Genomic DNA, 10,941 nt, shown 5'->3' with positions numbered 1-10,941 from the left:
ACATTCGACGATGGGGTGGCACACGAGCGAATCGACGCCGACGAGTGGGAGGATATCTACGTCGTCGGCGATGTTCACGGCTGTCTGCCGGAACTCGAATCGCTTCTCGAAGAACTGTCGCCGACCGACGACGACCTCGTGGTGTTCGTCGGCGACTTGATTCGTAAAGGACCGGACAGTCTCGGCGTCGTCGAGTTGGTGCGGGAGCACGACAACTTCCGGTCGATTCGGGGTAACAACGAGCAGAAACTCCTCGACGGGGACGTCGAACTGGACGAGTTCGGCGAGAACGAAATCGAGTCCGTCCGGGAGTTCCCGGCGGCGATATCGTGGGAAGACGCGCTCGTCGTACACGGCGGGGTGGACCCGCGAAAGCCGCTTTCGGAGCACTCCGTGGACGACCTCGAAACGACGCGTTCGATGGACCCAGACGGGAGCTACGACCGGCCGTTCTGGTTCGAGCGATACGACGGCCCGCGACGGGTGTTCTTCGGTCATACCGTGCTCGAACGGCCGGTCGAACGCGAATGGGCCGTCGGTCTCGATACGGGGTGCGTCTACGGCGGCGAACTCACCGCGTACGATTATCGCCGCGACGAGTTCGTCACACAGGAGTCGTTGCGAACGGACGCGGACAGAAGCGACGACTCCATCGTCACTCCTCGGTCCCAATAAATCGACCCGCCCTCCGCGAGTAGTCATGTCACAACACGAGTTACCGGATGACGGCGACGACGAATCGGGAGCTGAAAACGCGGATATCGATCTCAGTGACCCGCAATACTACCTCAACCGAGAGTTGAGTCAACTCGAATTCCAGAAGCGAGTGCTCCACGAAGCGATAGACGAGCGCAATCCGCTGCTGGAGCGCGTGAAGTTTCTCGCCATCTTCACGACGAACATGGACGAGTTCTTCCGCAAGCGGGTCGGCGGCCTGAAACAGCAGATGGCGGCGGACGTCACCGAGCTATCGCCCGACGGCCGGACGCCGGAGGAGCAGATAGACGAGATTCTCGATGTGACACACGACATGTTTCGTCGCCAGTCGGCCTGTTACCGGGACGTGATTCACGACGAACTCGCGGCGGCGGGAATCGACATCGTCGCCTACGATTCGCTTTCGTCGGCGGAACGCGACGACCTTCGGGAGTACTTCGAGCAGTCGGTGCTCCCGACGCTCACGCCGCTGACGTTCGACCCGGTCCACCCGTTTCCGTTCATCTCCAACTTGAGCCTCTCGCTCGCGGTGTTGACCCGCCGGGACGGGGACTCGGAGTCGACGTTTTCGCGCGTGAAGATTCCGCGAAACCGGCCGCGCCTAGTGCGGATCGGGGACGAAACGCGGTTCGTCCTGCTGGAAGACGTCATCAGGTCGAACCTCGACCTGCTGTTTCCGAGCACCGAAATCATCGACCATTCGACGTTCCGCGTCACCCGAAACGCGGAGGTCGGGAAGGACGAGGAGGTCGCCGAGGACCTCATCGACATGATAGAGACGGTACTGCGGGAACGACGGTTCGCCACCGTCGTCCGTCTCGAAATCGAGGAGGGGATGCCCGACGCGGTTCGGGACCTCCTGATGGAACAGTTGGACGTGGACGAGCGCGAGGTCTTCGAACTACCGGGACCGCTGGATTTCCGCGATTTCATGGATCTGACCGACCTCGACAGGCCCGAGTTGAAGACCGCGGCGTGGACGCCACAACCACATCCACGACTCACCAGCGGCGTGCCCGACGAACGAGTGGACGTCTTCGAAGAGATTCGGCGAAACGACGTGCTCGTCCACCATCCGTACCACTCCTTCGAGGACACCGTCCAGAAGTTCCTGAGTCAGGCCGCGACCGACCCCGACGTGCTCGCCATCAAACTCTCCATCTACCGAACCGCGAGCGATTCGAAGGTGGTCCAGAGCCTCATCGAGGCGGCGAGAAACGGCAAGCAGGTGGCGGTGATGGTCGAACTCAAGGCTCGATTCGACGAGGAGAACAACATCGAGTGGGGGAAGAAACTGGAGGAGGAGGGGATTCACGTCGCTTACGGGACCATCGGCTACAAGACACACAGCAAGACCGCACTCGTCGTCCGCGAGGAGGAAGACGGCGTCCGGTTGTACTCGCACATCGCAACCGGGAACTACCACTCGGAGACGGCGAAGACGTACACCGACCTCGGATTGTTGACCGCCGACCGAAAGATCGGGCAGGACCTGAGCGCCCTGTTCAACTTCTTCACCGGCCATACTCACCACGAGGAGTACCGAAAACTGCTCATCGCGCCGGGGAACATGCGCGAGCGGTTTACGGAGGCGATTCGAAACGAGGCGGCACTGGCCCGCGAGGGCGAGGACGGTCGAATCGTCGCCAAGATGAATTCGCTCGAAGATCCGAAAATCGTCGAGGAGTTGTACCGTGCGGCGATGGACGGCGTCGATATCGACCTCATCGTCCGGGACATCTGTCGGCTTCGACCCGGCGTGGACGGACTGAGTGAGACGGTCGACGTCTACAGCGTCGTCGGTCGGTTTCTGGAACACTCCCGGATCTTCTACTTCGGTAACGACGGCGACCCGGACTACTACATCGGTTCGGCCGACTGGATGACCAGAAACCTCGACAATCGAGTCGAAACCATCGCGCCGGTGCGGGGTTCGACGCTTCGGGAGGAACTCTCGACCATCCTGGAATCCATGCTCGCCGACAATCGACGCTGTTGGGAGATGGAATCCGATGGGGGCTATCACCAACGGCGACCAGGCGAGGACGAACCGACGGTGGACACACACGAGATTCTGATGCGACGGGCGAATAGGACGAACGATTCGTAGCCTCCCCGAACGTCCATCGGTTGCCGAACACGTTTCCCTTCACTGCAAATATTCACAAAGTTATTTATACAATATGATATAAAAGAGAGGTAGATGACGGTGGGGAAGCGGGTAATATACGAAAAGTTACGTATTTTGTGATAATAATATTAAATATCATATGTTGAAATCCGTAGGATCACCATTCAACCAACGTAGGAATCGTTAGCAAAGTTTTAGAAACCCGGCTACAATCGGTTAGATATGGCCGAAGTCAATCTAGACGAAAAAGACTTTAAAATCCTTCAATGGCTCGACAGAGAGGGGGATATCGACGTCGACGAAGTGAGCGATGAACTCGATATCAGTACCTCTACCGTGTACTATCGGCTAGACAAGTATCGAAAACAGGGAATCCTCGCGGGAACCGTCTCGAAACTCGACGCGCGGGAGCTCGGTCTGGAACTCACCGTCATCAGCGAAATCAAAAGCGAGTACGGCCCCGGATACGACGAGATCGGCGAGAGTCTCACGGACATCTCCGGCGTTCAAACAGTGTATTTCATGCTCGGGGAGAAGTCGTTCACCGTCATCGCTCACCTGCGTGACCACGACCACCTACAGGAGTATATCGACGACATCATCCACACCGATGGGGTCGAACATTCCTCGACACAGATCGCGCTTCAAACCTTCAAAGACGAATCGAGACTCCTCGTCAACTACGACGATGAGGATTTGATGGCGCTCATCGAGAGCGAATAGAACGAAAAGAACGAAAAGAACAGCATTGACTATTTGTAGAGACAGCACGCATATGGAGAGATTTATCCTCTCTTTCGCCACAATATTCCTATTAGTTTCAGTTTCTTTCCTTTCTATCACACGTTCGTCCAATATATAAGGAACACATATTGACAATAGCACACCCTTTCCCCTTCAGGAGAAACCTCTTATGTGTGTTTGTCATGCGCTCGCATATGACTGACTTCCTCGCCGATCCGACCGACCAGCGGTCGAACTGCGGTGTTGGTGTCGTAATGGACCTCGACGCCCACGCCAGCCACGAGATCGTAACCGACGGCCTGTCGCTACTCGCCAACCTCGAACATCGCGGCACGACGGGCGCAGAATCGAACACCGGGGACGGTGCCGGAATCCTCGTCCAACGACCGGACGCCTTCTTCGCGGTCGAACTCGGCACCGATCTGCCGGAGACGTACGCCGTCGGCCAGTTGTTCCTTCCGCAGGACGACGAACTCCGTGCCGAACTGAAAGAAACCGTCGAGGACGTGCTCCAGGCGGAGGGCGTGACCGTCTTCGACTGGCGAACGGTGCCGACGGAGAACGGGGATTTGGGAAAGACGGCGCTCGACTCGGAACCCGTCATCGAACAGTGTTTCGTCGCACCGGGCGCGGAGATGGACGTCGAGGAATTCGACCGGACGCTGTACGTCGCCCGGCGCGCACTGGAGAACACCGTCGCGGCGCGCGAGGACGCGGAGGAGTTCTACGTCTGCTCGCTCGACCGGAAGACGCTCGTGTACAAGGGGCTGCTCAAGGGCGACCAACTCGGCGGTTACTTCCCCGACCTTCGTAACGAACTGTTCGAATCGTCCCTCACCCTGGTTCACGCACGGTTTTCGACGAACACGCTCGGTGCGTGGCGACTCGCCCACCCCTACCGCCGCGTCATCCACAACGGCGAGATCAACACGATTCAGGGGAACGGCAACTGGATGGCGGCGCGCGAGACGGACCTCAAAAGCGACGTACTCGGCGACGACATCGACCGAGTCACGCCGGTGACGACGCTCGATCAGAGCGACACGGCGGTCGTGGACAACGTCCTCGAACTCCTCATGCAGGACGGACGGGAGCTTCCCCACGCCCTCCGAATGTTGGTGCCCGAAGCGTGGCGCGGCAGAACCGACGGCGACCGGAACGCGTGGTACGACTTTCACGCCTCCCTCATCGAACCGTGGGACGGCCCGGCGCTCGTCGCCGCGACGGACGGCGACCGCGTCGGTGCCGTGCTCGACCGGAACGGCCTGCGCCCGTGCCGCTACGACGTGACGACCGACAACCGACTCGTGATGGCCAGCGAGGCCGGAGCGCTCGACCTCGGACCGGACGAAGTCGTCGAGCGAGGTCGCCTCAAGCCGGGGCAGCTATTCCTCGCAGACCCCGAGCAGGGCGGTCTCGTCTCGGACGAGGACGTGTTCGACGACCTGACCGGCGAGAAGTACGCCGAGTGGGTCGCCGAGGAGCAAGTTCGACTGGACGAGGAAGTGGATTCGGACTGGGATGGCTCCGAGGATCTGGAGGACTTCCTCGACGAGGATATCGATTCGGGTGACTCCTCCCCGCTCCGCGCCCGGCAAGCCGTCTGGGGGTACACCCACGACGAACTGAGCGAACTCCTCGAACCGATGGCCCGAGGGGGCAAGGACCCGGTGGGGTCGATGGGTGACGACACGCCGCTGTCCGTCCTGTCGGACTTCGACCGGCCGCTGTTCTCGTACTTCAAACAGCTGTTCGCACAGGTGACGAACCCGCCTATCGACTACATCCGCGAGGAACTGGTGACGAGCCTCGAAACCCGTCTCGGTCGCCAGCGAAACCTCCTCGACGAGTCGCCCGCCCACGCCCGGCAACTCGTCCTCGATTCGCCCGTGCTGACCGACGAGGAACTGGCGAGCGTGAAAGGGACGGACTTCCCGACCGAAGTCGTGGACATCACCTTCGACGCCGATGGCGACCTCGAAACGGCGGTCGCACGGGTGCGCAAGGATGCGAAGGACGCGGTCGAATCGGGTGCCGAAATCGTCGTGCTCTCGGACAAGGCGACGACGGCCGACAGGGTTCCGATTCCCTCCCTGCTCGCCACGAGCGCGGTCCACCATCACCTCGTGCGCGAGGGACTGCGAACCAGAACCGGCCTCGTCGTGGAGTCAGGCGATCCGAGAACGGTTCACCACCTCTCCACGCTCATCGGCTACGGCGCGGGTGCGGTGAACCCGTACCTCGCCTACCGGACCATCTCTGATCTGGTGGCCGGGCCGGACGGCGCTGACGAGGACGAAGCCATCGACAAGTACGTCACGGCGCTGGAGAAGGGCCTGCTGAAGACGATGGCGAAGATGGGAATCTCGACGGTCGAGAGCTACCGCGGTGCCCAAATCTTCGAGGCGGTCGGCCTGAACGGCGAGTTCGTCGAGGAGTACTTCGCCGGGACGGAGAACCGCACCGAAGGCATCGGCGTCGAGGAGATAGAGGACGACGTGCGCGAACGCCACGAGGCGGCGTTCGACGACCCCGAGGTTGCACGGAAGGGCGAGTACGAACACCGCTCGAACGGAATCCACCACCAGTGGAACCCGAAATCCGTCGGTGCGCTCCAGCGCGCCGTTCGGAAGAACGACGTCGAGGAGTACGAGACGTTCGCCGAAGGCATAAACGACCAACAGGGAACGCTCCAGACGCTCCGCGGATTGCTCGAATTCGATACCGAAGCGCGCGAACCGATTCCGGTCGAGGAGGTCGAACCCGTCGAGGACATCGTCACCCGCTTCTCGACGGCGGCGATGAGCCTCGGATCGCTCTCGCCCGAGATGCACGAGAACAACGCCATCGCGATGCACCGAATCGGCGGCAAGTCCAACACCGGCGAGGGCGGCGAACCGCCGGAGCGGTTCGACACCGAGCGCGAGTGTTCGGTAAAACAAGTCGCGAGCGCGCGGTTCGGCGTCACGAGTCGGTACCTGCAATCGGCCGATGAAGTGCAGATCAAGATGGCTCAAGGGTCGAAGCCCGGCGAAGGCGGCCACCTCCCCGGAAAGAAGGTGAACGAGATGATCGCTCACGTCCGCCACGCGACGCCGGGCGTTGGCCTCATCTCGCCGCCGCCACAGCACGACATCTACAGCATCGAAGACCTGAAACAGCTCATCTACGACCTGAAGGCGGGAAGCGACGGGTCGGAGGTCAACGTGAAGCTCGTCTCGGAGGCGGGCGTCGGCACCGTCGCGGCCGGTGTCGCGAAGGCCAAGGCCGACGTGGTCCACATCTCGGGGCATTCCGGCGGTACCGGCGCGAGTCCGCGCACGTCAATCAAGAACGCGGGCCTGCCGTGGGAACTCGGCCTCGCCGAGGCGAACCAGATGCTTCGACAGACCGGCCTTCGCTCGCGCATCCGCGTCAGCGTCGACGGCGGCTTGAAAACCGGGCGCGACGTGGCCGTCGCGGCCCTCCTCGGCGCGGAGGAGTACGCGTTCGGGACGGCGAGCCTGGTCACCAGCGGCTGTGTGATGGCGCGTAACTGCCACGAGAACACCTGTCCGGTCGGTATCGCCACGCAGGACGAGGACCTCCGGGCGCGGTTCCCCGGCGAACCCGACCACGTCATCAACTACATGGTCTTCATCGCCGAGGAACTCCGGGAGATCATGGCCGAACTCGGCTTCGAGACCATCGAGGAGATGGTTGGACGCGTCGAACTGCTCCGCCAGCGCGAGACCGACCACCCGAAGGCGCGCAGTCTCGACCTCTCGCGTGTTCTCGCCGAACCGACGGGCGACGGTCGTACCAAAACGCAGGAACAGGATCACGAGTTGGACGACCACATCGACCACGACCTGCTCGATGCGGCGCGACCGGCCATCGAGGACGGCGAATCGGTCGAACTCGAACGCACGATTTCGAACCAAGACCGGTCCATCGGCGCGATGCTCTCGGGTCGAATCTCGGCGGTCCACGGCGAGGCGGGGCTACCGGACGGGTCCGTCACCTGCCACTTCGACGGCTACGCGGGCCAGAGCTTCGGCGCGTTCGCCCAGTCCGGTCTCGACCTGTTCCTGACGGGCGCGGCCAACGACTACGTCGGGAAAGGTCTCTCCGGCGGACGACTCGTGGTCGATACGCCGACGGAAGCCACGTACGACGCGAGCGACATCGTGATCGGCAACGTCGCGCTGTACGGCGCAACCGAGGGCGAACTGTACGTCAACGGCGTCGCGGGCGAGCGCTTCGCCGTTCGGAACAGTGGCGCGAAGGCTGTCGTCGAGGGCGTCGGCGACCACGGTTGTGAGTACATGACTGGCGGCGTCGCCGTCGTCCTCGGCGAGACGGGCGAGAACTTCGCCGCCGGGATGACCGGTGGCGTGGCTTACGTGCTGGACGACGGCGAAAACGATGCGTTCCGGGAGCGCGTCAACGACGAGACCGTGACGCTCTCGTCGGACTTGGACGAGCGCGACGAACAGGTCGTTCGGCGACTGGTCGAGAACCATGCCGCCGCGACCGGGAGCGAAACGGCGCTGTCGCTGTTGGACGAGTGGGACTCCGTCTCGTTCGTGAAAGTCATGCCCGACGCGTACCGGCAGGCCATCGAGGAAGGGAAGGAAGACGTTCGCACGTCGCCACCTCGTCCGGTACCTGCGGCCCGTCGATCCTCGGGGTTTCGCGTCCCGTCTGACGACTAAAAAAGGGAGTTCGACTTTTTAGAGGTAGGCCGCGTCCCACCGCGCCGCCTTTCGTTTGTTGCCACACTCGTTACATTCGATGCGCTCCATGCTGTCCATCGCGTTGTCGAGCGTCTCGCAGTTCGAACAGTAGTAGCCGTAGCGCTCCTCGTAGTCCTCGTCGTTGAACACGGCGAAGAACGGCGCTTTCGAGCCGCGACTGCTCTCGGAGTGGTTGATGTATCGGGTTTCACCGTCGAACTCGCGGGCTTCGAGTATCGGCTCGTCGCTCTCCGCGTAGACGTTTTCGGTGTAGGTCGCCTCGCCGATTTCGGCCGTGCGCTCGCCGACCTTGGTGAAATCGTGTTCGCGGTAGAACTCGTTGCCGTCCTCGTTGTCGGCAAGGACGAGACCGGAGAGGGTTTCGACGCCCTTGTCTTCGAGTTTCTCCTTCGTCTGGCCGAGAAGCTTGGTGCCGATACCCTCACCGCGTCGGTCCGGGTCGACGTGTAGCCAAAGGATGTTCCCGTCCGGCATGTCGGACAGTATCTCGCTCTGGGTGAACCCGACCACGTCGCCGCCGTCGAGCGCGACGAGGTACAGCGTGCCCCTGCTCTGGAACTCGCCTTCCAGGTTCTCGTCGTCGTACCACTCCTCGATGGCGTGTTCGATCACCTCATCGTCCAAAAAGTGCGAGTACGAGGCAGTCAACGACTTCTCTGCGACGTCTTGAATTCCAGCGATGTCCTCGGTTCGCGCTTCGCGCACTTGCATACTTGGCCTACTCCGGCATGAACAATAAACATTCTACCGGCCGCATCGGTTACACATCCATCGTTCTGGGGCGAGATTATCTCTTGATGGCCCGTCTCATCGCCGATAGTTGCTCGATATGAAAATTCTTCCCTGGATACCACTCCCTTCCCTGCCAACCGTCCAGTTTTACGGTGTCGCCACCGTCGGTGGTCCGTTCGATCCGCCCACACCCACTTCTCCGCCTTCGGTATCGTTTTCCGCCCGCCACGCAATCGGACCGGCATGGACACAGCACTCGTCATCGGGGGGACGCGATTCATCGGTCGTCACCTCGTCACCGACCTGCTCGACAACGATTACGCCGTGACGATCTTCAATCGCGGCAACCACGACAACCCGTTTTCGGAGACAGCGGGCGTGAGTCACTTCGAGGGCGACCGGACGAACGACAGCGCGCTCGAAGCGGCGCGCGACGAGGTGGACCCCGACATCGTCATCGACTGCGTGGCGTACAAACCCCGCGAGGTGCGGTCGGCGACGGGAATCTTCGCTGATGTCGATGGGTACGTCTACATCTCCAGCGGGAGCGCCTACGGCAAAGAAGTGATTCCGAAGCGCGAGAACGACACCGAACTGTGTGACTGCACGGCCGAACAGGCCACGGACGACTCCGGAGAGACCTACGGCCCGCGGAAAGCCGAAGGCGACCGGGCCATCTTCGAGGCCGCAGAGCGCGGCGTCAACGCGATGAGCGTCCGGCCGTGCATCGTCTACGGCCCCTACGACTACACCGAGCGCCTGGATTTCTGGATCGACCGCGTGAACGAGCACGACCGCCTCGTCGTCCCCGGCGACGGGGGGAACCTCTGGCACCGCGCCTACGCGGAGGACGTGGCCAGCGCGCTCCGCATCGTCGCGGAGGAGGGCGAACCCGGCGAGGCCTACAACGTCGGCGACCACCGGTTGGTCACCATGGACGAAATGCTCTCGCTCATCGCCGACGCGCTCGATACCGAGGTGGAACTCGTCCACGCCAGCGACCGCGAACTCTCGACGGCGGACCTCTCCACCGACGACTACATCCTCTACCGCGACTACCCGCACGTCCTCGACACGAACAAACTGGAAGCGCTCGGTTGGGAATCCACGCCGCTCGATGTGGCCATGGAGCGCACCGTGGTGGAGCACTTGGAAAGTGAGCGTGATGGGGAAGAGTACGATCCGGGGCGCGAGAACGAAGAGCGCGTTTTGGGCGTGCTGGATACGATCTGAACAGACGATGGGTATACGGTAGGTTTGATTTTGGTTTCTCTGGCTCTGTCGAACCATTCAGAGCGTGACAGAGATAGCGTGTTGGATATAGAGGATGTCTGTTGAACTGCGATTGTTAGTCATGAATTGGTCAATAGCGAATTTTTGAATACAAAGTATGGCTATCACAACAGTCGCTAATTTCCTTTTAGAACCACGGCCCTCCGAAGATGAGTCTGAGTATCAGTGAAACGATAGCGGTTGAGATACTGAGAAAAACAAACGCGCGACCGATGTCGGGCCAAGACCGCTCTCCGAACTGAACAAGGACTATTCCGACGATGAGGAACGTAGCTGTTGGGAATCCGACCGGGTAAATGAATCTCTGAAAAATACCGAGGAGAACACCGATAGCAACGCCTGTTTGGTCAGGTGAATTTGTGAATTCAAAGTAGTCAGAATCCATGCTCGTTTCGAGTGATACTCATTCTAAAGATTTTCCGTTTGATTACCACAGATTGAGCCACCCCGAGAGATACGCGCTCCGTATTCAGCACGACCCAGTAAATTGTAACTATCTGACTATTTCAACAGAGCCGTTTCCCTGTTATTTCAGCTACTGAGAAGCGGACCTCGAAAGCCCCCGCCACGCTCGCGGTCGCTCGC

At 61.0% G+C, this 10,941-nt stretch carries 6 protein-coding genes; 5 read left to right on the top strand and 1 reads right to left on the bottom strand.

Annotated elements, in window-relative coordinates; all coding sequences use genetic code 11:
- Window positions 1-15: 15 nt before the first annotated feature.
- From WBV42_RS01230 to gltB, 4 genes are all read left to right on the top strand, one after another.
- Complete coding sequence (locus WBV42_RS01230; protein WP_423984426.1) at window positions 16-675, top strand: metallophosphoesterase family protein; 660 nt, start codon at window positions 16-18, stop codon at window positions 673-675.
- Between the two features lie 25 nt (window positions 676-700).
- Window positions 701-2,827: a polyphosphate kinase 1 gene (ppk1, locus tag WBV42_RS01225; RefSeq protein WP_423984425.1), complete on the top strand. Its 2,127-nt coding sequence runs from the start codon at window positions 701-703 to the stop codon at window positions 2,825-2,827.
- Between the two features lie 243 nt (window positions 2,828-3,070).
- Window positions 3,071-3,571 (top strand): Lrp/AsnC family transcriptional regulator, encoded by a 501-nt coding sequence (locus tag WBV42_RS01220; protein ID WP_423984424.1) that lies wholly within the window; start codon window positions 3,071-3,073, stop codon window positions 3,569-3,571.
- Between the two features lie 215 nt (window positions 3,572-3,786).
- Entirely contained in the window at window positions 3,787-8,289 is a 4,503-nt protein-coding gene (gltB, locus tag WBV42_RS01215; protein WP_423984423.1) for a glutamate synthase large subunit, read from the top strand.
- A gap of 18 nt (window positions 8,290-8,307) precedes the next feature.
- Here the strand turns inward: gltB and WBV42_RS01210 are convergent, their stop codons facing one another.
- Window positions 8,308-9,042, bottom strand: a complete 735-nt coding sequence (locus WBV42_RS01210; protein WP_423984422.1) for a GNAT family N-acetyltransferase — start codon at window positions 9,040-9,042, stop codon at window positions 8,308-8,310.
- A 264-nt stretch (window positions 9,043-9,306) separates the two neighbouring features.
- Between WBV42_RS01210 and WBV42_RS01205 the strand changes: the two genes are divergently transcribed.
- Window positions 9,307-10,296 (top strand): NAD-dependent epimerase/dehydratase family protein, encoded by a 990-nt coding sequence (locus tag WBV42_RS01205; RefSeq protein ID WP_423984421.1) that lies wholly within the window; start codon window positions 9,307-9,309, stop codon window positions 10,294-10,296.
- Window positions 10,297-10,941 lie beyond the last annotated feature (645 nt).

It is taken from the genome of Haladaptatus sp., from assembly GCF_049589095.1.
GTDB lineage: Archaea > Halobacteriota > Halobacteria > Halobacteriales > Haladaptataceae > Haladaptatus.
This window is presented reverse-complemented; position numbering and strand designations above follow the sequence as displayed.